This window comes from Vibrio sp. JCM 18905 (assembly GCF_055393305.1).
Window position 1 is genome coordinate 711,174 of the sequence record NZ_AP043879.1, and the last position, 20,218, is coordinate 731,391.

17 protein-coding genes and 20 tRNA genes are annotated in these 20,218 nt (G+C 45.7%); 2 read left to right on the forward strand and 35 right to left on the reverse strand.

Annotation, left to right across the window (positions count from 1 at the left end):
• Window positions 1–11 precede the first annotated feature (11 nt).
• The 5 genes from rlmH to leuS form a co-directional block, all read right to left on the reverse strand.
• Window positions 12–482, reverse strand: a complete 471-nt coding sequence (gene rlmH / locus ACZ5ZC_RS11450; protein ID WP_017821762.1) for a 23S rRNA (pseudouridine(1915)-N(3))-methyltransferase RlmH — start codon at window positions 480–482, stop codon at window positions 12–14.
• A gap of 4 nt (window positions 483–486) precedes the next feature.
• Complete coding sequence (gene rsfS, locus ACZ5ZC_RS11455) at window positions 487–804, reverse strand: ribosome silencing factor (protein ID WP_005373015.1); 318 nt, start codon at window positions 802–804, stop codon at window positions 487–489.
• Window positions 805–892: 88 nt separating this feature from the next.
• The gene (holA, locus tag ACZ5ZC_RS11460; protein ID WP_054867907.1) at window positions 893–1,912 is read right to left on the reverse strand and encodes a DNA polymerase III subunit delta; all 1,020 of its coding nucleotides are present in this window, start codon (window positions 1,910–1,912) and stop codon (window positions 893–895) included.
• Window positions 1,913–1,917: 5 nt separating this feature from the next.
• Entirely contained in the window at window positions 1,918–2,457 is a 540-nt protein-coding gene (locus ACZ5ZC_RS11465) for an LPS-assembly lipoprotein LptE (protein WP_005373019.1), read from the reverse strand.
• Between the two features lie 152 nt (window positions 2,458–2,609).
• Entirely contained in the window at window positions 2,610–5,183 is a 2,574-nt protein-coding gene (gene leuS, locus ACZ5ZC_RS11470; protein ID WP_464931930.1) for a leucine--tRNA ligase, read from the reverse strand.
• Between the two features lie 153 nt (window positions 5,184–5,336).
• Here leuS and ACZ5ZC_RS11475 point away from each other — a divergent pair, with 153 nt between their 5' ends.
• Entirely contained in the window at window positions 5,337–5,807 is a 471-nt protein-coding gene (locus ACZ5ZC_RS11475) for a zinc ribbon-containing protein (RefSeq protein WP_005373024.1), read from the forward strand.
• 84 nt (window positions 5,808–5,891) lie between these two features.
• Here the strand turns inward: ACZ5ZC_RS11475 and lnt are convergent, their stop codons facing one another.
• The 5 genes from lnt to miaB form a co-directional block, all read right to left on the reverse strand.
• Complete coding sequence (gene lnt / locus ACZ5ZC_RS11480) at window positions 5,892–7,409, reverse strand: apolipoprotein N-acyltransferase (RefSeq protein WP_104974405.1); 1,518 nt, start codon at window positions 7,407–7,409, stop codon at window positions 5,892–5,894.
• 33 nt (window positions 7,410–7,442) lie between these two features.
• Window positions 7,443–8,342: a CNNM family magnesium/cobalt transport protein CorC gene (gene corC / locus ACZ5ZC_RS11485; RefSeq protein ID WP_005384118.1), complete on the reverse strand. Its 900-nt coding sequence runs from the start codon at window positions 8,340–8,342 to the stop codon at window positions 7,443–7,445.
• 105 nt (window positions 8,343–8,447) lie between these two features.
• Window positions 8,448–8,912 (reverse strand): rRNA maturation RNase YbeY, encoded by a 465-nt coding sequence (gene ybeY, locus ACZ5ZC_RS11490; protein WP_005391311.1) that lies wholly within the window; start codon window positions 8,910–8,912, stop codon window positions 8,448–8,450.
• 2 nt (window positions 8,913–8,914) lie between these two features.
• Window positions 8,915–10,012, reverse strand: a complete 1,098-nt coding sequence (locus ACZ5ZC_RS11495) for a PhoH family protein (protein WP_005373033.1) — start codon at window positions 10,010–10,012, stop codon at window positions 8,915–8,917.
• 73 nt (window positions 10,013–10,085) lie between these two features.
• Window positions 10,086–11,510: a tRNA (N6-isopentenyl adenosine(37)-C2)-methylthiotransferase MiaB gene (gene miaB / locus ACZ5ZC_RS11500; protein ID WP_005391310.1), complete on the reverse strand. Its 1,425-nt coding sequence runs from the start codon at window positions 11,508–11,510 to the stop codon at window positions 10,086–10,088.
• Between the two features lie 257 nt (window positions 11,511–11,767).
• On the opposite strand from miaB, the gene ACZ5ZC_RS11505 reads away from it, so the two are divergent.
• The gene (locus tag ACZ5ZC_RS11505) at window positions 11,768–12,946 is read left to right on the forward strand and encodes a 2-octaprenyl-3-methyl-6-methoxy-1,4-benzoquinol hydroxylase (protein WP_395219350.1); all 1,179 of its coding nucleotides are present in this window, start codon (window positions 11,768–11,770) and stop codon (window positions 12,944–12,946) included.
• A gap of 135 nt (window positions 12,947–13,081) precedes the next feature.
• On the opposite strand, the gene ACZ5ZC_RS11510 is transcribed toward ACZ5ZC_RS11505, so the two are convergent.
• The 25 genes from ACZ5ZC_RS11510 to lolB all read right to left on the reverse strand — a co-directional run bounded on the left by ACZ5ZC_RS11510 (window position 13,082) and on the right by lolB (window position 20,097).
• A tRNA-Leu gene (locus ACZ5ZC_RS11510) sits at window positions 13,082–13,166 on the reverse strand.
• Between the two features lie 53 nt (window positions 13,167–13,219).
• Window positions 13,220–13,294, reverse strand: a tRNA-Gln gene (locus ACZ5ZC_RS11515).
• Window positions 13,295–13,344: 50 nt separating this feature from the next.
• A tRNA-Leu gene (locus ACZ5ZC_RS11520) sits at window positions 13,345–13,429 on the reverse strand.
• A 29-nt stretch (window positions 13,430–13,458) separates the two neighbouring features.
• A tRNA-Leu gene (locus ACZ5ZC_RS11525) sits at window positions 13,459–13,543 on the reverse strand.
• 46 nt (window positions 13,544–13,589) lie between these two features.
• Window positions 13,590–13,666 (reverse strand) — tRNA-Met (locus tag ACZ5ZC_RS11530).
• Between the two features lie 22 nt (window positions 13,667–13,688).
• Window positions 13,689–13,773: transfer RNA gene (locus tag ACZ5ZC_RS11535), tRNA-Leu, on the reverse strand.
• 53 nt (window positions 13,774–13,826) lie between these two features.
• Window positions 13,827–13,901, reverse strand: a tRNA-Gln gene (locus tag ACZ5ZC_RS11540).
• 30 nt (window positions 13,902–13,931) lie between these two features.
• Window positions 13,932–14,016 (reverse strand) — tRNA-Leu (locus tag ACZ5ZC_RS11545).
• 54 nt (window positions 14,017–14,070) lie between these two features.
• Window positions 14,071–14,147: transfer RNA gene (locus ACZ5ZC_RS11550), tRNA-Met, on the reverse strand.
• Between the two features lie 22 nt (window positions 14,148–14,169).
• Window positions 14,170–14,254: transfer RNA gene (locus tag ACZ5ZC_RS11555), tRNA-Leu, on the reverse strand.
• 53 nt (window positions 14,255–14,307) lie between these two features.
• Window positions 14,308–14,382: transfer RNA gene (locus ACZ5ZC_RS11560), tRNA-Gln, on the reverse strand.
• A gap of 30 nt (window positions 14,383–14,412) precedes the next feature.
• Window positions 14,413–14,497: transfer RNA gene (locus ACZ5ZC_RS11565), tRNA-Leu, on the reverse strand.
• A gap of 69 nt (window positions 14,498–14,566) precedes the next feature.
• Window positions 14,567–14,641 (reverse strand) — tRNA-Gln (locus tag ACZ5ZC_RS11570).
• 30 nt (window positions 14,642–14,671) lie between these two features.
• Window positions 14,672–14,756: transfer RNA gene (locus tag ACZ5ZC_RS11575), tRNA-Leu, on the reverse strand.
• A 53-nt stretch (window positions 14,757–14,809) separates the two neighbouring features.
• A tRNA-Gln gene (locus ACZ5ZC_RS11580) sits at window positions 14,810–14,884 on the reverse strand.
• A gap of 30 nt (window positions 14,885–14,914) precedes the next feature.
• A tRNA-Leu gene (locus tag ACZ5ZC_RS11585) sits at window positions 14,915–14,999 on the reverse strand.
• A 54-nt stretch (window positions 15,000–15,053) separates the two neighbouring features.
• Window positions 15,054–15,130 (reverse strand) — tRNA-Met (locus ACZ5ZC_RS11590).
• Window positions 15,131–15,207: 77 nt separating this feature from the next.
• A tRNA-Gln gene (locus ACZ5ZC_RS11595) sits at window positions 15,208–15,282 on the reverse strand.
• A 32-nt stretch (window positions 15,283–15,314) separates the two neighbouring features.
• Window positions 15,315–15,399: transfer RNA gene (locus tag ACZ5ZC_RS11600), tRNA-Leu, on the reverse strand.
• Window positions 15,400–15,439: 40 nt separating this feature from the next.
• Window positions 15,440–15,516 (reverse strand) — tRNA-Met (locus ACZ5ZC_RS11605).
• Window positions 15,517–15,800: 284 nt separating this feature from the next.
• Window positions 15,801–16,892, reverse strand: coding sequence for a redox-regulated ATPase YchF (gene ychF, locus ACZ5ZC_RS11610; protein WP_005393178.1), 1,092 nt, complete (start codon window positions 16,890–16,892; stop codon window positions 15,801–15,803).
• Between the two features lie 10 nt (window positions 16,893–16,902).
• On the reverse strand, window positions 16,903–17,493 hold the full coding sequence (gene pth / locus ACZ5ZC_RS11615) for an aminoacyl-tRNA hydrolase (protein ID WP_005384112.1): 591 nt from the start codon (window positions 17,491–17,493) through the stop codon (window positions 16,903–16,905).
• A gap of 151 nt (window positions 17,494–17,644) precedes the next feature.
• Window positions 17,645–18,589, reverse strand: a complete 945-nt coding sequence (locus ACZ5ZC_RS11620; protein ID WP_005393176.1) for a ribose-phosphate pyrophosphokinase — start codon at window positions 18,587–18,589, stop codon at window positions 17,645–17,647.
• Between the two features lie 27 nt (window positions 18,590–18,616).
• Window positions 18,617–19,489 carry a 4-(cytidine 5'-diphospho)-2-C-methyl-D-erythritol kinase gene (gene ispE / locus ACZ5ZC_RS11625; protein ID WP_042524125.1) on the reverse strand — a complete coding sequence of 291 codons (873 nt, stop codon included), beginning with the start codon at window positions 19,487–19,489 and terminating at the stop codon, window positions 18,617–18,619.
• Window positions 19,486–20,097 (reverse strand): lipoprotein insertase outer membrane protein LolB, encoded by a 612-nt coding sequence (gene lolB / locus ACZ5ZC_RS11630; protein ID WP_464931931.1) that lies wholly within the window; start codon window positions 20,095–20,097, stop codon window positions 19,486–19,488. Before lolB ends, ispE begins: the two co-directional genes overlap by 4 nt.
• Window positions 20,098–20,218 lie beyond the last annotated feature (121 nt).

Below are 20,218 nucleotides of genomic sequence, written 5' to 3' on the forward strand. Positions count from 1 at the left end.
TTAAACAACGATTATTCGCGGTGGTAAGGATGGTTCGCGGTGATGCTCCACGCTCGGTATAAGCTTTCTGCCATTACGATACGCACTAAAGGGTGGGGTAGCGTTAAGGCAGACAATGACCAGCTTTGGTCTGCTGCAGCTTTGCATGCAGGAGCGAGTCCTTCAGGACCGCCGATTAAGATTGATACATCACGGCCATCTAATTTCCAAGCTTCTAACTGCTCAGCAAGTTGAGGAGTGTCCCATTTTTTACCTGGGATATCTAACGTGACGATACGGTTGCCTTTTGGTACCGCAGCGAGCATCGCTTCCCCTTCTTTTTGCAGGATGCGAGCGATATCGGCATTTTTTCCACGTTTGCCAGCAGAGATTTCAATCAACTCCAATGGCATATCATGTGGGAAACGGCGACGATATTCTTGAAAGCCTTCCTCAACCCATTTTGGCATTTTTGTGCCAACAGCAATTAGTTGAATTTTCAAAAGATTAACCCCAGAGTTTTTCTAGCTGGTAGAGTTCGCGGTGCTCTTCTTGCATCACGTGAAGCATGGCGTCGCCCATATCTAGGACTACCCATTCACCTTCGTTTTCACCTTCCATTCCTAGTGGCTCAAGACCGGCTTTTTTCACTTCTGTTGCAACGTGGTCAGCGATGGATGAAACGTGGCGTTTGGATGTGCCAGTACAGATGATCATGTAATCTGTCACGCTTGATTTATCTTCCACGTTTAGGACGATAATGTCTTCCGCTTTCATGTCGTCGGCTTTATCAGCTAAAAAGTCTTTCAGTTCTTCGCGAAGCACTCGGTTTTCCTCGGTTTGTCTCTTATCTCTACAGTGTTTTACATTCTTGCTTGCAAAACAGGTCGCGCACTATATCACGCTTTGATTTTTAAATTGCCAGCTTAATATCAGGAGAGCAGGTTTCTAAGCTCAACTGATGAATAGTTGGCCATACAGACTCGTCATATTGAGTTTTGGCTTTTATCTCTGCTTGAGCCAACAAGGAGAGCAATGCACAAATACGACTCGCCGATAAGCGGGTCAGTGCTGCGTTATAGAGTGGACGCTTGTTTTGCCAAACTCGATATTTCTCAAATACCTGGTTCATTCCCATTTGAGTTAAGTCTTGATGCATATTTAAAAGTTGGCTCAACTCTTTTTGTACACTTCGAATCAAGATCACGGTCTCGACCCCTTCCGCCTCAAGTTGGCGAAGAATACGTTGTGCACGGTTTGCTTTACCTGCCAGTAAGGCGTCGATCCAGTTAAACGTAGTAAAGTGATTATGGCGACTTAGGGCTTCCTCTAAACGTATGATGGTCAGCTCACCATCCGGGTAGAGTAGGGCCAATTTCTCTAAGCTTTGTGACAATGCAAACAGGTTACCTTCATGCCATTGAGCCAACATTTGCAGTGATTGTTGATCGGGTTTTAGGCCCAACGCGCGGCAACGTGCCTGAATGAACATAGGTAAGCGTTGTAGATCTGGCGACAAACAGCTTACCCAGTCGCCTTTTGAGCTTAATGCTTTGAACCATTTCGCATTTTCTTGGGCTTTGGTCAGTTTGCTACCAACAATGACGAGCATGATGTCATCATGCAGCATATCACACAGTGTTTGCAGCTCTTTGCTGACGGCGGTTGTCACGCCACTTTCTGGAATTTCAAGCTCGATCAATTGACGGTTTGAGAACAGGCTCATCGCTTGGAAGCAATCGTAAACTTGATTCCAGTCGATGCTTGTGTCTACCGCAAAACGGTGTTTTTCCTCAAAACCTTGTTGAAACGCTGCCTTTTGGATTGCTTGGCGGCTCTCTTGAATCAGTAACGGCTCATTACCAAAGATTAGGTAAACTTGTTTAACGTGTTTAGTTAAATGATCCGTTAATTTATCGGCATAAATTCGCATAGTGATTAAGAGTTTGTGTTCGCTGGCTCAGAGATTTGTCCTGCTTCATATTCGGCACGAATACGGCCCAACTGGCGCATCATCTGTTTTGCAGCTTGCAAGCGCATCTCGTCTTCAATTACGTCACGTTCAACAGATTTTGCAAGTGCCGTCAACGGGTTGTCTAGGTAGTTGCGGTTTACTGTTGTCGTAAAGTTTTTAGAGCCATAGCCAGGAATCGTCACACGGTATTTTACTACGTATGTCAGCTCTTTTTCTGCTGCACGGCTATTTTGATACAGAGACAGTGTACGCTCATCGATAGTCGCTTCCGTCAAATGAAGGTTGGGTACAGTCGATGATGGTTGAACAAGTTCAACTTTGTTCAGTTCGAGTTGAGAGCGAACATAGCGAGTTAATTCACTGTATTCATCGTAGCTGGAGAAAGACATAGTGTGCAGCTCTTCCGGTACGGAATACTCGCCGCGAAGGTGAAAACCACAGGCAGAAAGAAGCCCCGCTAATACCAATACCACTGGTAGTTTAATCAAAGAGAAAAAGCGCATTGATTGTATTCATCCTAAATTGAAGGGGTTATTTACCTTAAACCACTCATGTGAATGGTTTGAGGTAAATAAACAGGGTAGCGAACTACCCTGTTTAATGACTCTTGGTTAACAAATAAGTTCGCTAAACAGAGACAAATTGCAAGCTGTGATTAGTTTGCAACGATGTTCAGCAGTTTACCTGGAACGTAAATGACTTTACGAATAGTCAGGCCATCAGTGAACTTAACCACGTTTTCGTCGTTTAGACCAAGCTGTTCGATATCGTCTTTAGAGATATCCGCTGGGACTGTTAGCTTCGCACGTAGCTTACCGTTAACTTGAACAACGATAGTTTTTTCGTCTTCAACTAGCGCTTTTTCGTCAAACGTCGGCCATGCCGCGTTATCAATGTCTGTTTCACCTAGTGCTGCCCATAGCTCGTATGAGATATGCGGAGTGATAGGGTAAAGCATGACAACAATAGCTTTCAGTGCTTCGTCAAGGATTGCACGATCTTGCGCAGATTCTTGAGGCGCTTTCGCTAGTTTGTTCATCAGCTCCATGATCGCTGCGATCGCGGTGTTGAATGTTTGACGACGAGCGATATCGTCCGTCACTTTCGCGATAGTTTTGTGAACGTCACGGCGAAGTGCTTTTTGATCACCAGAAAGCGCTGCGGTATCTACTGCTTCTGCTGCGCCTTTCGCTGTGTGCTCTTTCACTAGTTTCCAAACACGTTTCAGGAAGCGATTCGCACCTTCTACGCCAGACTCTTGCCATTCAAGCGTCATGTCTGCTGGAGACGCGAACATCATGAATAGACGTACTGTGTCAGCGCCGTACTTGTCTACCATTTCTTGAGGGTCGATACCGTTGTTCTTAGACTTAGACATCTTGATCATGCCTGAGTGCGTTACATCGCGACCTTCAGTGTCTTTAGCAGAAGTAATGCGGCCTTTACCATCACGTTCAACGGCTACGTCTGTTGGAGCTACCCACTCTTTACCGCCTTTCTCGTTCTCGAAGTAGAACGCGTCTGCCAGTACCATGCCTTGACACAGTAGCTGCTTGAACGGTTCGTCAGACGTTACGTAGCCCGCGTCACGTAGCAACTTGTGGAAGAAGCGAGAGTACAGTAGGTGCATACAAGCGTGCTCGATACCGCCGATGTACTGGTCTACTGGTAGCCAGTAGTTTGCTTTTTCTGGATCTAGGATGTCGTCTGCTTGCGGTGAACAGTAACGCGCGTAGTACCAAGAAGATTCCATGAACGTATCGAACGTATCTGTCTCACGTAGAGCAGGTTCGCCGTTGAATGTGGTCTTCGCCCATTCTTTATCTGCTTTGATTGGGCTGGTTACGCCGTCCATTACCACGTCTTCTGGAAGAATCACTGGTAGTTGGTCAGCAGGTACTGGGTGAACTTCACCGTCTTCAGTCGTTACCATTGGGATTGGTGCGCCCCAGTAACGTTGACGAGATACACCCCAGTCGCGTAGACGGAAGTTTACAGTCTTAATGCCTTTGCCTTCTGCTTCTAGCTTCGCTGCAATTGCATCGAACGCCGCTTGGAATTCTAGGCCGTCGAATTCACCTGAATCGAACAGTACGCCTTTCTCTGTGTATGCTGCTTCAGAGATGTCTAGCTCGCTGCCATCAGCAGGCTTGATAACTGGCACGATGTCTAGACCGTACTTCGTTGCGAACTCGTAGTCACGTTGGTCGTGTGCAGGTACTGCCATTACCGCGCCTGTACCGTAGTCCATCAATACGAAGTTTGCTACGTATACTGGTACTTCACGGCCGTTCAATGGATGAATAGCAGTAAGGCCAGTAGCCATACCTTTCTTCTCCATTGTCGCTAGCTCAGCTTCTGCAACCTTGTTGTTCTTACATTCGTCGATAAACGCTGCAAGCTCTGGATTGTTCTCTGCAGCAAGAGCTGCAAGAGGGTGACCAGCAGCGATGCCCACGTAAGTCACACCCATTAGCGTATCTGGACGTGTTGTGTAAACTTCTAGGTCTTGTTGACCCTTAACTTCAAACTTCAGCTCAACGCCTTCAGAGCGGCCAATCCAGTTGCGCTGCATGGTTTTCACCATTTCAGGCCAACCTTCAAGCTTGTCTAGGTCGTCTAGTAGCTCTTGAGCGTACTCAGTGATTTTGATGAACCATTGAGGGATTTCTTTTTGCTCTACAGGCGTATCACAACGCCAGCAACAACCGTCTTCAACCTGCTCGTTTGCAAGAACAGTTTGGTCGTTAGGACACCAGTTAACAGAAGAAGTCTTTTTGTAAACTAAACCTTTCTCGTAAAGTTTAGTGAAGAACTCTTGCTCCCAGCGGTAGTACTCCGGTGTACATGTTGCGAATTCACGGTTCCAATCGTAACCAAAGCCTAGAAGCTTAAGTTGGTTCTTCATGTATTCGATGTTTTCGTAAGTCCAAGGTGCTGGTGCAGTTTTGTTTTTTACTGCTGCGTTTTCTGCAGGTAGACCGAATGCGTCCCAACCGATTGGTTGCATCACGTTTTTGCCTTGTAGGCGTTGGAAACGAGATACTACATCACCGATAGTGTAGTTGCGCACGTGACCCATGTGCAGTCGACCACTTGGGTATGGGAACATGGATAGACAGTAGAATTTTTCTTTATTTGGGTCTTCACTTACAACAAAGGTTTTGTTGTCATCCCAGTGCTTTTGAACTTTTTGTTCAATATGTTGTGGGTTGTATTGTTCTTGCATCGATGGTATCCGTTATCTTGGAATTTGTGAGTTCGGTTAGAACAGACTTAAATAGATCGTCATAGAATACCTAAAGCTAGGGATCACAACAATAGCCAATCTGTACCCATGCGCCCTTAAGTGACGCAGGTAGGAGAAAGATGGAGGTCAGTTATGCCTAAACGTAAAACAGGTTATGAGGAAATGCTCGAGGATGTGATTGAAACCTTGAAGCACAGTCCGGAAGAAGTTAACAAAGCGATTGAGACGTCGGGCAAAGTGGTGGATGCTGCTAATGACTTGACCAAAGATGAATTGGCTTTAATCAAAGCGTACCTTAAAGCAGACTTAAAAGAGTTTTCAGAGAGTTACGAGGACAGTAAAAGTGGTCCGTTTTACTTAACGATTGCGGATTCGATATGGCAAGGGCTGTTAGAGATTACAGACCGAACTAAAGTTGAGTGGGTTGAGTTGTTCGATGACTTAGAGCATCAAGGGCTATATGAAGCAGGAGAGGTGATAGGCTTAGGTACCTTGGTCTGTGATGAGTGTGGTCACAAGACAACGTATAACCACCCAACTGTAATCATTCCGTGTATTAAATGTGGTCACAAAGGCTTTACTCGCCAGTCATTAAAGCCATAAGTGGCGCGTAACGACTGTATAATGTAATGAATAAAAAAGAGGCTTGGTCGCCTCTTTTTTGTCTTTTCTACTTTCAAGCTGTTATCAGCTCTGTTTTCTTCTTAAACCGAAAGCCAGCGCTAAACTTAACCCAACCCAAATATACAATGGCCAAGTACCAACGATTCGATATGGCGTTTTCCCATCGGTTGGGGTGAGCTCTGCGCGCAGTACTGCAGTTTCAAACTGCGGTACTTGCTCAACGATTTTACCCTTGTGATCGGTTACCGCTGTTAATCCGTTGTTAGTCGAGCGGATGAGCGGTTTACCTAATTCTAAGGCACGCATACGGGCGATCTCCATATGCTGAAGAGGGCCGATAGAGTGACCAAACCATGCGTCGTTCGATAGCGTTAGAATGAAGTCTGTTTCGTCAGTCACATTTTGACGCACTTGCTCATTAAAGATGATCTCATAGCAAAGCGCTGGTGCCATGTGCATGCCATTCGCAACGATGTTGGGCTGCACAAAAGCCCCACGGCTAAACGACGACATCGGTAAGTTAAAGAATGGCGCTAATGGGCGCAAAATATCTTCAAATGGTACAAACTCACCAAACGGTAATAGGTGATGCTTATGGTAGCGTTCGCTCAAGTCGAAACTGTAGTCACCGTATGGTGTGATGCCAAGGGACAGAATACTGTTGTAGAACTGTCGATCCTCAGCTTGGTTGACGACACCAGTGATGATTGCGCTGTTATTCATTTTTGCTGCACTGTCGATATTGCTCAAAAATGAAGGCACTTCAATTTCAAAAGCAGGAATTGCAGCTTCTGGCCAGACGATAATATCAGCGTCCCAGTTTTCACGAGTGAGATCGGCGTATTTCATGATGGTTGGCCAACGTTGGCTTGGCAGCCACTTAAGGTTTTGGTCAACGTTACCTTGAATCAGCGCGAGCTTAGTCGTGTCTTCTGGCCGAGGTGTTACCCAATCGTAGTTACGAATCCCAAAGCCTGTGCTGAGTAGTACCGCAGGAATAATCACCATCAGCCACTGTTTATGAACCCAAGCATAGGCTAATGCCCCCGCACTAATAAGGATAAACAGAGTGAGCAGTTCCACGCCACCGATAGGCGCAAAGCTTGCTAGTGGAGCATCAATCTGGCTGTAGCCTAGCCATAGCCACGGGAAGCCGGTCATCACCCAACCACGCAACCAATCACTGATTAGCCATAAAGCGGGCGCAGCGAGAAGCGCTTTTGTGAGTGTGAATTGAGGAAATAGCTTGTTGTTAAGCCAAGCAAATAAGCCTGAATAAACAGCCAAGTAGGCGACAAGCAAGCCCATTAAAAATAAATTGGCAATCAGTGGCATGCCACCAAAGCCGGAGATACTGACGTACACCCAGCTAACGCCAGTTGCAAATTGACCCAACCCCCAAGCATAGCCAATCCACAGTGCACGTTTCGGAGTTTGGTTAGCAAGAAGAATCAGTAGAATAGCTGGGCTAAGAATGGCAATAGGCCACAACTGGTAAGGTGCAAAAGCGAGCGTAGTAGAGGCGCCAACAAAAGCGGCCACTAAGGGCCGCTTGAGGCGATGAAAGAGTTCATTCATCATTATAATTTTCTGAGATTCCCAATGGGTATCGCGTTACTCTTGAGTGGCTTCAACCAGGGTTTCTTCGTCTGGGATCGTCACTTGGAGTTGAATGACACGACGGTTATCGGCAGCGGTGACTTTGAAGTTGTAACCTTCAATTTCAACCAGTTCACCACGAGAAGGTAAGTGACCAAAGGCAGTCATGACCATGCCACCAACGGTATCTACTTCCTCATCGCTGAAGTTAGTTCCAAATGTCTCATTAAACTCTTCGATGGTTGTCAGCGCTCTGACAGCAAACGTATGCTTGCTAAGCTTACGAATGTCTGTCTCTTCGCTTTCATCGAATTCATCTTCGATATCCCCGACGATTTCTTCAAGGATATCTTCAATGGTCACAAGACCAGAAACACCACCGAATTCATCGACAACAATGGCCATATGATAACGTTCTTCACGGAACTCTTTCAGCAGTCGATCAACGCGTTTACTTTCCGGTACCACAACGGCTGGTCGAATAACTTCTTCGATATCAAATGGATTACTGCCTGAGCCTAAGTATTTAAGTAAGTCCTTCGCAAGAAGAATGCCTTCCACATGGTCTTTATCTTCGCTGATCACAGGGTAGCGAGAGTGTTGAGCATCGGTAATCAAGGCAACCAAGGTATCAAGGTCGTGAGTACGCTCAACCGTAACCATTTGCGAACGCGGGATCATAATGTCACGCACGCGCATTTCGGAGATTTCCATAACACCTTCAAGCATATCGCGGGTGTCATGGTCAATCAGGTCATTGACTTCAGAGTCACGGATAACATCCACAAGCTCTTGGCGATCTTTTGGCTCGCCCTGAAATAATTGACCTAGACGTTCAAAGAAGGACTTTCTACTCGGACCTTCTGCCTTTTCTTTCTTATCTTCGTTAGAAGAGGGAGAATTATCTTCGTTCATTGTTTCTCAATTAAGTAACGCTATCAGAAGTGTGATAGCACACATAGAGAGGCGAACACGAGAATCATTTTGGTGGTTCGCCTTTCCCTGCTGAATAGCCAATGGCTACTCTTTTTCAGCAATGTAAGGGTCTTCATAGCCCATACCTTGCATGATTTCGGTTTCGAGGGACTCCATCTCTTCGGCTTCGTCATCCTCAATATGATCATAACCTAGCAGATGCAAGCTGCCATGTACAACCATATGCGCCCAATGTGCTAACAGAGGCTTGTTCTGTTCAATTGCCTCTTTTTCAACGACTTGGCGGCAAATAATTAAGTCGCCAAGTAAATCTATTTCCATACCTGGAGGGGCTTCAAATGGAAAAGACAACACATTGGTCGGTTTATCTTTACCACGATACTCATGGTTAAGCGTGTGACTTTCTTGTTCATCCACAATGCGAATGGTGACTTCGGCTTGTGGCTGGAAGAGAGGAATCGTTTTATCTAGCCACAATTGGAAATCTTGCTGCGAAGGCAGCCCTTCTTCATTTTCGACTGCCAGTTGCAGATCAAGTTCAATCGCCATGATTATTCCTTAGTGGAAGCAACTTGTGCATTCAGTTCAGCTTTTGCTGCTTCTAGTAACTTCGCATCGCGTTCTTCACGACGACGCTTCTCGAACTCTTTACGCTCTTTCTGGTCTTGTGCTTCCCACTTCTCATACGCGTTAACGATACGAGCAACCACTGGGTGACGTACAACGTCGTCTGCTAAAAAGAAGTTAAAGCTGATGTCGTCGACTTCGCTTAGTACTTCAATAGCATGACGAAGACCTGATTTTGCACCACGAGGTAAGTCGATTTGCGTGACGTCACCAGTGATAACTGCGCGAGAGTTAAAACCAATACGCGTTAGGAACATCTTCATCTGCTCAACCGTGGTGTTCTGACTCTCATCAAGAATGATGAAAGCGTCGTTTAGAGTACGACCACGCATGTAAGCAAGAGGGGCTACCTCAATCACGTTACGTTCAATCAGCTTCTCTACGCGCTCAAAGCCCAACATTTCAAATAGGGCATCGTATAGCGGACGTAGGTATGGGTCGACTTTTTGGCTTAAGTCACCAGGTAGGAAGCCCAGTTTCTCACCGGCTTCAACCGCAGGGCGCGTCAATAGAATACGACGGATCTCTTGGCGCTCTAGTGCGTCAACTGCTGCTGCAACAGCAAGATAAGTTTTACCTGTACCAGCTGGGCCAATACCAAAAGAAATATCATGCGTGACCATATTAACCAAGTACTGAGCTTGGTTTGGCGTACGTGGTTTGATCACGCCTTTCTTGGTTTTGACGAAGACTTCTTTACCATGCTCGATATTAGACTCAGTATTCTGCTCAAGAACACCAGACTCTTTAATCGCTAAATGGATCTGTTCAGGCTCAATGTCTGGGATCTCACCTCGTACAGGTGCGGTATCAACATACAGAGTTTTCAGGATATCCAGCGCAGCTGATGCGGTATGAGGTTTACCGACAATTGTAAAATGGTCACTACGGTGATTAATTTCAACGCCTAGACGACGTTCTAAATGCTTGATGTTGTCATCGAATGGACCGCACAGGCTAGCAAGTCGGCGGTTGTCGGAAGGTTCTAGGTTAATTTCTAGAGTTACGATTTTATTACTCAATGTTGCCTCTCATTTTTTGCCACTTAATGAGAGCCTGATAACGACCAGGCTCTCCATGGCTATTTATACGAGCTTATGGCGTAAAAGTAGCTACACCCAGCTCATCTTCGCGACGTGTTTTCGCCATCATCTGCGTTGGGGAAATCACACTACGAAGATCCATGTCTTTTTCAGTACGTACTAGCTCACCACGCAGTGAGTTCGCAAATACGTCTACGATCTTCACATCAACGAACTGACCAATTAGGTCTGCACTACCTTCAAAGTTTACTACACGGTTGTTTTCTGTACGAGCGCGCAGTTCCATTAGGTTTTTCTTCGAAGGACCTTCAACTAGAACACGTTGTTCTGTGCCAAGCATTAAGCGAGAGTAACGCATCGCTTGAGCATTGATAGTTTGCTGTAGTTCGTAAAGGCGCTCTTTCTTCACTTGTTCTGATACATCACAAGGGTAATCCGCTGCTGGCGTACCTGGACGTGGAGAGAAGATGAAGCTGAAGCTCATGTCAAAGTCTACATCTTTGATTAGCTTCATTGTGTCTTGGAAGTCTTTGTCTGTCTCACCAGGGAAACCAACAATAAAGTCTGAACTGATTTGAATATCAGGACGAGCTTTACGCAGTTTACGGATGATCGACTTGTACTCGATAGCGGTGTGAGGGCGTTTCATCATAGTTAGGATACGGTCACTACCACTTTGCACAGGTAAGTGCAGGAAGCTCACAAGCTCAGGCGTATCTTCGTAAACCGCGATGATGTCGTCAGTGAATTCTAGCGGGTGGCTCGTTGTGAAACGAATACGGTCGATACCATCGATAGACGCAACCAAACGAAGCAGTTCTGCAAATGAACAGATTTCACCGTCGTGTGTTGGACCGCGGTACGCGTTTACGTTTTGACCCAGTAGGTTTACTTCACGTACGCCTTGTTCAGCAAGCTGTGCGATTTCGAACAGCACATCATCCATTGGACGGCTTACTTCTTCACCACGAGTGTACGGTACGACACAGTAAGTACAGTACTTCGAGCAGCCTTCCATAATAGAAACGAATGCTGTCGCGCCTTCCGCACGAGGCTCTGGTAGGCGGTCGAACTTTTCGATCTCTGGGAACGAAATGTCCATAACTGGTGCGTCATCCGACTGAGATTGTTTGATCATCTCAGGTAGGCGGTGCAGAGTTTGTGGGCCAAAAATAACGTCGACGTATGGTGCACGTTCACGAATATGGTCACCTTCTTGCGTTGCTACACAACCACCTACACCGATAACTACGCCAGGTTTTTTATCTTTTAGTGTTTTCCAGCGACCAAGCTGGTGGAAAACTTTCTCTTGCGCTTTTTCACGGATCGAACAGGTGTTAAGTAGAAGTACGTCTGCTTCCTCTGGCTCTTCCGTCAGCTCGTAGCCGTTTGCAGCATTAAGCAGGTCGGCCATTTTTGATGAATCGTATTCGTTCATCTGGCAGCCCCAGGTTTTAATTAGCAGTTTCTTACTCATCTCACTTTCGCTCGTTCAGTTGTACTTAAATTGGAGAGCTATTGCTCAAATTATAGCCGCCATCACGGCGGTAAGCGGCGTATTGTACTGCTTTAAAAAGCACCTGACTAGTGATCTGGCTAATTCTCTGCAAAGCCTGATGAAATCTAGTTTTTCGCCCTATGCAGAACAAGGTTTTTTGTTAAACAATTTTGTAAAAATAGCCATGGAAAGTACAATAAAAAACGCCAATTAATCAGCACGATGAAGAGTAAAAAATGAACAAGTATGACATCGCCGTGATCGGTGGCGGTATGGTTGGGGCAGCCGTCGCTGTTGGATTTGCCAAGCAGGGCAGAAGCGTTGTCTTGGTTGAAGGTGCAAAACCCAAAGCTTTTGATGCCGCTCAGGTGATGGATATTCGCGTATCTGCGATTTCGCACCAGTCGGTGGAGTTACTTGATTCACTCGGCGCATGGTCAGAAATTAAAAGTATGCGAGTTTGCCCTTATCGGCGTTTAGAGACTTGGGAGCACCCGGAGTGCCGTACTCGTTTTCACTCTGATGAACTGTCATTGGAGCAACTAGGTTATATCGTTGAAAACCGCCTAATCCAATTAGGTCTTTGGCAAGTCTTCTCTCAGTATGACAATCTAACCGTGATGTGTCCCGAGCGATTAAAAGACATTGAGTTTGCAGATGTAAACCTTGTGACACTAGAAAGTGGGGTGCAGTTTGAAGCTAACTGGGTAATTGGTGCTGATGGTGCAAACTCTAAAGTTCGTCAATTGGCTGGAATTGGTGTGACTGCCTGGGATTACCGACAACACTGCATGTTGATTAACGTGAAAACAGAATTGCCACAGCAAGATATCACTTGGCAACAATTTACTCCTTCAGGCCCGCGTTCATTTTTACCTTTGTGCTCTTTGACTAATGAAGACGGTCAAGAAGTAGGCCAAGGTTCGTTGGTTTGGTATGACTCGCCAAAACGCATTAAACAACTGTGTGCGATGGGTAAGCCTCAACTAAGGGAAGAAATCTTACGTCATTTCCCTGCTGAATTGGGCGATATTGAAGTTTTACAGTTTGGCTCATTTCCACTCACTCGTCGTCATGCGCAAGGCTACTCAAGCAAAAATTGCGTATTAGTGGGTGACTCTGCTCATACGATCAATCCGCTTGCAGGGCAAGGGGTAAACTTAGGATTCAAAGATGTAGACGTTCTCCTTTCGGTAACAGAACACAAAGAACAGCTGGAAGATGCCTTACTCGCGAAATACGAACGTGCACGTCGACCTGACAACTTACTCATGCAGACGGGCATGGACTTTTTCTATAAAAGTTTTAGCAACGATCTTGGGCCATTGAAGTTTGTACGTAATGCTGCATTGAAGTTTGCTGAAAACTCAGGACCGATCAAGGCTCAAGTACTGAAATACGCTTTAGGTATGTAGTAAGTTACTCAATCCACAGATAGAAAAAAAGCGAGCCATGAGCTCGCTTTTTTAATTCGGCAAATCTAATGATTTCCCGAGTCCAGAACCAAAAAAAGAAAAAACCCAGCAAAATCATGCTGGGTTTTCCGATAATGGTGCGGAAGGAGAGACTTGAACTCTCACACCTTGCGGCGCCAGAACCTAAATCTGGTGCGTCTACCAATTCCGCCACTTCCGCAACTTAATCTATAGATATCAAGATAATTGGTAAAATCTCAATATCGTTGTATATGGCAGGGCTACCTGGATTCGAACCAGGGAATGGCGGCATCAAAAGCCGCTGCCTTACCGCTTGGCGATAGCCCTACAGTGTAAATAGCCAAAGACTACTTAAGCTCTCTTATCGAGAGAAAGAATGGTGCGGAAGGAGAGACTTGAACTCTCACACCTTACGGCGCCAGAACCTAAATCTGGTGCGTCTACCAATTCCGCCACTTCCGCGTATTCTGATAGTGTAGATTAATTTAAGATGGTGCGGAAGGAGAGACTTGAACTCTCACACCTTGCGGCGCCAGAACCTAAATCTGGTGCGTCTACCAATTCCGCCACTTCCGCATCTTAAATCTACGTGACTGATAGCTTATGCTAGCAATCCAATCAATGGTGGCTACGACGGGATTCGAACCTGTGACCCCATCATTATGAGTGATGTGCTCTAACCAGCTGAGCTACGTAGCCATTTTAAACTTTTGATCAAGAATGGTGCGGAAGGAGAGACTTGAACTCTCACACCTTGCGGCGCCAGAACCTAAATCTGGTGCGTCTACCAATTCCGCCACTTCCGCAACTTGATCTGTAGATATCAAGATAATTGGTAAAATCTCAATATCATTGTATATGGCAGGGCTACCTGGATTCGAACCAGGGAATGGCGGCATCAAAAGCCGCTGCCTTACCGCTTGGCGATAGCCCTACATTGCTCTAATAAAAGAGACTTAAATAATGGTGCGGAAGGAGAGACTTGAACTCTCACACCTTGCGGCGCCAGAACCTAAATCTGGTGCGTCTACCAATTCCGCCACTTCCGCAACTTATTCTGTAGTTATCAAGGTAATTGGTAAAAACCTAAATAACGTTGTTTATGGTGGCTACGACGGGATTCGAACCTGTGACCCCATCATTATGAGTGATGTGCTCTAACCAGCTGAGCTACGTAGCCATTTTAAAACTTCGACCAATAATGGTGCGGAAGGAGAGACTTGAACTCTCACACCTTGCGGCGCCAGAACCTAAATCTGGTGCGTCTACCAATTCCGCCACTTCCGCAACTTGATCTGTAGATATCAAGATAATTGGTAAAATCTCAATATCATTGTATATGGCAGGGCTACCTGGATTCGAACCAGGGAATGGCGGCATCAAAAGCCGCTGCCTTACCGCTTGGCGATAGCCCTACTTTGCTCTAATAAAAGAGACTTAAATAATGGTGCGGAAGGAGAGACTTGAACTCTCACACCTTGCGGCGCCAGAACCTAAATCTGGTGCGTCTACCAATTCCGCCACTTCCGCAACTTATTCTGTAGATATCAAGATAATTGGTAAAATCTCAATATCGTTCCTGTATTTCAAGGAAAATAATGGCAGGGCTACCTGGATTCGAACCAGGGAATGGCGGCATCAAAAGCCGCTGCCTTACCGCTTGGCGATAGCCCTACATTGCTCTAATACAAGAGACTTAAATAATGGTGCGGAAGGAGAGACTTGAACTCTCACACCTTGCGGCGCCAGAACCTAAATCTGGTGCGTCTACCAATTCCGCCACTTCCGCAACTTGATCTGTAGATATCAAGATAATTGGTAAAATCTCAATATCATTGTATATGGCAGGGCTACCTGGATTCGAACCAGGGAATGGCGGCATCAAAAGCCGCTGCCTTACCGCTTGGCGATAGCCCTACTTTGCTCTAATACAAGAGACTTAAATAATGGTGCGGAAGGAGAGACTTGAACTCTCACACCTTGCGGCGCCAGAACCTAAATCTGGTGCGTCTACCAATTCCGCCACTTCCGCAACTTATTCTGTAGTTATCAAGGTAATTGGTAAAAACCTAAATAACGTTATTCATGGTGGCTACGACGGGATTCGAACCTGTGACCCCATCATTATGAGTGATGTGCTCTAACCAGCTGAGCTACGTAGCCATCTTTTGGAGCGAGACAATATAAACCTTCAAGCTCTCAGTGACAACCCCTTTTATAAAGGAATCTCACTTGAATAATGGCAGGTCTACCTGGATTCGAACCAGGGAATGGCGGCATCAAAAGCCGCTGCCTTACCGCTTGGCGATAGACCTGCAGGCAATAGTCACAATGACTATTTAAAATATGGTGCGGAAGGAGAGACTTGAACTCTCACACCTTGCGGCGCCAGAACCTAAATCTGGTGCGTCTACCAATTCCGCCACTTCCGCATCTATTCCTAATTGCTCTGATAAAAAGAACACTTAGGAATGGTGGCTACGACGGGATTCGAACCTGTGACCCCATCATTATGAGTGATGTGCTCTAACCAGCTGAGCTACGTAGCCAAAACCATATTTTTTGCTCTCAACGCTTTGTTGCCTTGTCGTTGGGAACGGCGCGCATTATGCGAAGTTGAGTGAGATCCGTCAACAGTTTTTTTTAATAAATTTCGGAAAAAACCTCGTTCGCTTCCTTTTTAAACAAAGAGGCGTGTTTATGATCTAAAACTGGAAATAAATTAGCTCGCAGTTAGGTAATTTATTTTTGCTCATTTACTTAAGGTATTAAAAAAGCCAGCTGAGCAGCTGGCTTTTAGTGTAAATGAAGTGTTTAAAATTCATTCATTTAATTAAACATTGAAGCGGAAGTGTACAACATCACCATCTTTTACGATGTAGTCTTTACCTTCTAGACGCCATTTACCTGCGTCTTTTGCGCCATTTTCACCATTGAATTGGATGAAATCGTCGTAACCGACTACTTCTGCACGAATAAAGCCTTTCTCGAAGTCAGTGTGGATCTTACCTGCCGCCTGAGGCGCAGTTGCACCAACAGGGATTGTCCACGCACGTACTTCTTTAACACCTGCCGTGAAGTAGGTGTGTAGAGTTAGTAGCTCGTAACCAGAGCGAATTACACGGTTCAGTCCCGGTTCTTCGATCCCCATATCCGCTAGGAATTCTTCGCGATCTTCATCTTCTAGTTCAGATAGTTCAGATTCGATAGCTGCACATACAGGTACAACGACGTTGTTTTCTTTTTCTGCGAACTCGCGAACCGCATCTAGATATGGGTTATTTTCGAAACCATCTTCGTTTACGTTTGCAATGTACATAGTTGGCTTCAGTGTAAGGAAGTTTAGGTAGCCGATTGCTGCTAACTCTTCTTTAGATAGCTCAACTGTGCGTGCCATGCCGCCTTCAGTTAGTACTGGTAACAGTTTTTCTAGTACTGTTAGTTCAAATTTTGCGTCTTTATCGCCGCCTTTTGCCTTCTTCGCGTTACGTTGAATCGCGCGCTCACAAGAATCAAGGTCAGCCATTGCAAGTTCAAGGTTGATCACTTCGATATCTTCGATAGGTGAAACTTTACCTGAAACATGAACAATGTTTTCGTTTTCAAAACAACGTACAACGTGGCCAATCGCGTCTGTTTCACGGATGTTAGCTAGGAATTTGTTACCTAAACCTTCACCACGTGATGCACCAGCAACAAGACCAGCGATGTCCACGAACTCCATCGTCGTTGGAAGAACTCTCTGTGGGTTAACGATCTTAGCTAGTGCGTCTAGACGTAGATCTGGCACAGGAACCACACCAGTGTTTGGTTCAATGGTACAGAACGGGAAGTTTGCTGCTTCGATACCCGCTTTAGTTAGTGCGTTGAACAGAGTTGATTTACCTACGTTAGGTAGACCAACGATGCCACATTTAAAACCCATGATAGTAACCTTATTCAGCTTTGAACGTGTGGAGGCGATTTTGTGCTTTAGATAGGCCATCCTTAATCAGGATATCTAGACAACGAACAGCCTCATCAGCTGCTGCATCTAAAAGCTCTTGCTCTTTAGCTGGCGCTTTACCTAATACAAAACCCGCCACTTTATCTTTGTGTCCCGGATGACCAATGCCAATGCGAAGACGATAAAAATCTTTGTTATTGCCCAGTTTGCTAATGGTGTCACGCAGACCGTTGTGTCCACCGTGACCCCCACCTTTTTTAAACTTAGCGACACCTGGCGGTAAGTCTAGCTCGTCATGAGCAACCATGATCTCTTCAGGTTTAATTTGATAAAATTTCGCAAGCGCTGCGATCGATTTACCTGATAGATTCATGAAGGTGGTTGGGATAAGCAAACGGAGATCCTGGCCATTGACCATAATGCGTCCTGTTAGACCAAAAAACTTTGGTTCGTTCTTCAGTGTAACGTTGTGAACGCGTGCTAATTCTTCTACAACCCAAGCGCCCGCATTGTGACGAGTTCTGGCGTATTCTGGTCCTGGATTAGCAAGACCAACAAGAAGTTTGATTTGTTGACTCAAGGTTAGGATCTCTCTGGAATCTCAAAAAGCGCAGTATGATAGCACAGAATTCTCGCAGTGGGCGACCAAGGGATTTTCTGGTTATCAGTACAAATAAAAAAACACCCCAAAGAGGGGTGCTTTTGAAATCAGTGTAACTGAAATGTTCGGATTAGTTGAACATTGCAGAGATTGACTCTTCGTTGCTGATACGACGAATCGCTTCAGCCAGCATGCGAGATAGGCTTAGTGTTGTCACTTTGCCTGTTGCAGCCATCTCTTTAGATAGAGAGATAGAGTCAGTTACGATAACTTGGTCAAGAACTGAGTTCTTGATGTTGTCCGCAGCGTTGCCTGAGAATACTGCGTGAGTAGCGTAAGCGAATACACGCTTAGCACCGCGCTCTTTTAGTGCTTCAGCTGCTTTACATAGTGTGCCACCTGTGTCGATCATGTCATCAACGATCACACAGTCACGACCTTCAACATCACCGATTAGGTTCATTACTTCAGAAACGTTTGCACGTGGACGACGCTTATCTACGATTGCGATGTCGATGTCGCCTAGTGCTTTTGCTGTTGCGCGAGCACGAACAACGCCACCTAGGTCAGGAGATACCACAACAGGGTTATCTAGACCGCGAGCCTGCATATCTTCAAGTAGCACTGGCGTGCCGAAGATGTTGTCTACAGGTACATCGAAGAAGCCTTGAATTTGCTCTGCGTGTAGGTCGATAGTTAGAACGCGGTCAACACCAACGTTAGATAGGAAATCAGCAACAACTTTTGCAGTAATTGGCACACGCGCAGAACGTACACGACGGTCTTGGCGAGCGTAGCCGAAGTAAGGGATAACTGCAGTGATACGGCCTGCTGAAGCACGGCGCATTGCATCAATCATAACAACCAATTCCATTAGGTTGTCGTTAGTCGGTGCACAAGTGGATTGAATGATGAAAACATCGCTACCACGAACATTCTCATTGATTTGAACTGCAACTTCGCCATCAGAAAAGCGAGAAACAGATGCATCACCAAGAGAGATGTAAAGACGATCAGCAATACGTTGGGCTAGTTCAGGTGTTGCGTTACCAGCAAATAGCTTCATATCAGGCACGGTGGAAACCTCGGGTTTGCGTCCAGTTTAAATAGGTCGGTGTGAGGCTGATTGGTATTCAGCCAAAGTCTCTTTTAATGGCGAAATATTGCGCCCTTGAGCGACAAATGCCGAGACTTTATCAGAGAGTTGTGCAAGGATAGTTTCTGCTTCAGATTTGCTCGAAAATTCAGCAAAAACGCAAGATCCTGTCCCCGTCAATCTTGACGGCGCGTATTGTAGCAGCCAAGAAAGTTGCTTATCAACCTCTGGGTAGAGCATTCGTACAATTTTTTCGCAATCGTTTACGCTTGGCGTATTTAAAAGTGTTTCTAGATCTCGTTTTGGGGTGTTTCGCGTTAGATCTGGATGACAAAAAACGTCGACGGTTGCGATAGAAACATTCGGTCTGACGACTAAATACCACTTTTCTTCTGGATAAGCGGGGGAGAGTTTCTCGCCAACACCTTCAGCGAAAGCTGCAAATCCGCGCACAAATACGGGCACGTCTGCGCCCAACTTTAAACCAATTTCAGCCAGTTCATCGTCAGTTAGATTCAGTTGCCACAAGTAGTTCAGTGCCACTAGTGCTGTAGCTGCATTCGATGAGCCCCCACCAATGCCCCCACCCATAGGCAGCACTTTCTGTAGCTCAATATGCGCGCCAAAAGGGCAGTTTGAGTAAGCTTGAAGCGCGGTTGCTGCTTTCCAAATTAAATTGTCTTGAAGAGGCACACCTTCTATATCTGGAGAAATCGTAATATCACCAGAATGGTTTGCTTGAATGGTGAGCTCATCGCCGTGATCGACGAATTGGAATAAGGTTTGTAACTCGTGGTAGCCATTTTCTGTGCGACCGTTGATGTATAGAAAGAGATTCAATTTCGCTGGTGATGGCCAGCGGGTTGAAAGTTCGATCATTGGGTGATGTTCCATTTTGTGATCACTAGATTTATTTTGACGTCAGCAGTGGTGAGTTTCAGCTTATTTGGCAGTGGTAGAGACTGCTCATGCCATTGAACATCGCCATACCGTTGATAAGCAATACGCCAATCATTTAAACCAATTTGTTTGTTTAACGCTTGCAGTGTATTGGTTGGGGACAATTGGAATTTGTCGGCATCGGTCGGTAGGCCTAATAGCCAGTCAGGCATGTGTTCAACGGGCATCATTAACCCCGTAAGACGGTAAATTAGCTGGTTTGCACTGCGAGAGGAAAGGACCTGATCGTCGTAAGTTTCTGCTGTGGCACCTTGTGGGGTGATGGTGAGCTTTAATGCCGTTTGTCCGAGAATCGTAGTTAAACGCAACTGGCTTAGTGCTGAAGAATGTTTCCAGTAGAAATTTAAATTTTGTCTTTGGTCTGGGCCAATATAACCAAGTTTTCCCGTTGCTTGAAAATCTTGGATGGTCTCGAGTCGTTGCTCATGAGCTTGCCATTCAACGCTGGTAACACTTTCAGGAACGGAGGAACAACCAGCGAGCAGTAAGCTCGACAAGAAAAAAAGAATAAAGGAGCGTAACGTCATGTTTGATGGCTTATTAATCAGTTTCGTCGGGAATCGCTCACAACTATAGCATTGAAAAGTCGCAGTTAGGAAAACAAATCCGGCTTACCCTTTCAATAAATGCGTGCTTACAGTAAAATTC

Excerpts from the sequence above, each read along its gene's own strand:
- holA (WP_054867907.1), bottom strand. The coding sequence starts at position 1,912 with ATGCGAATTTATGCCGATAAATTAACGGATCATTTAACTAAACACGTT.
- ACZ5ZC_RS11465 (WP_005373019.1), bottom strand. The coding sequence starts at position 2,457 with ATGCGCTTTTTCTCTTTGATTAAACTACCAGTGGTATTGGTATTAGCG.
- leuS (WP_464931930.1), bottom strand. The coding sequence starts at position 5,183 with ATGCAAGAACAATACAACCCACAACATATTGAACAAAAAGTTCAAAAG.
- ACZ5ZC_RS11475 (WP_005373024.1), top strand. The coding sequence starts at position 5,337 with ATGCCTAAACGTAAAACAGGTTATGAGGAAATGCTCGAGGATGTGATT.
- lnt (WP_104974405.1), bottom strand. The coding sequence starts at position 7,409 with ATGATGAATGAACTCTTTCATCGCCTCAAGCGGCCCTTAGTGGCCGCT.
- corC (WP_005384118.1), bottom strand. The coding sequence starts at position 8,342 with ATGAACGAAGATAATTCTCCCTCTTCTAACGAAGATAAGAAAGAAAAG.
- ybeY (WP_005391311.1), bottom strand. The coding sequence starts at position 8,912 with ATGGCGATTGAACTTGATCTGCAACTGGCAGTCGAAAATGAAGAAGGG.
- miaB (WP_005391310.1), bottom strand. The coding sequence starts at position 11,510 with ATGAGTAAGAAACTGCTAATTAAAACCTGGGGCTGCCAGATGAACGAA.
- ACZ5ZC_RS11505 (WP_395219350.1), top strand. The coding sequence starts at position 11,768 with ATGAACAAGTATGACATCGCCGTGATCGGTGGCGGTATGGTTGGGGCA.
- ychF (WP_005393178.1), bottom strand. The coding sequence starts at position 16,892 with ATGGGTTTTAAATGTGGCATCGTTGGTCTACCTAACGTAGGTAAATCA.
- ispE (WP_042524125.1), bottom strand. The coding sequence starts at position 19,489 with ATGATCGAACTTTCAACCCGCTGGCCATCACCAGCGAAATTGAATCTC.
- lolB (WP_464931931.1), bottom strand. The coding sequence starts at position 20,097 with ATGACGTTACGCTCCTTTATTCTTTTTTTCTTGTCGAGCTTACTGCTC.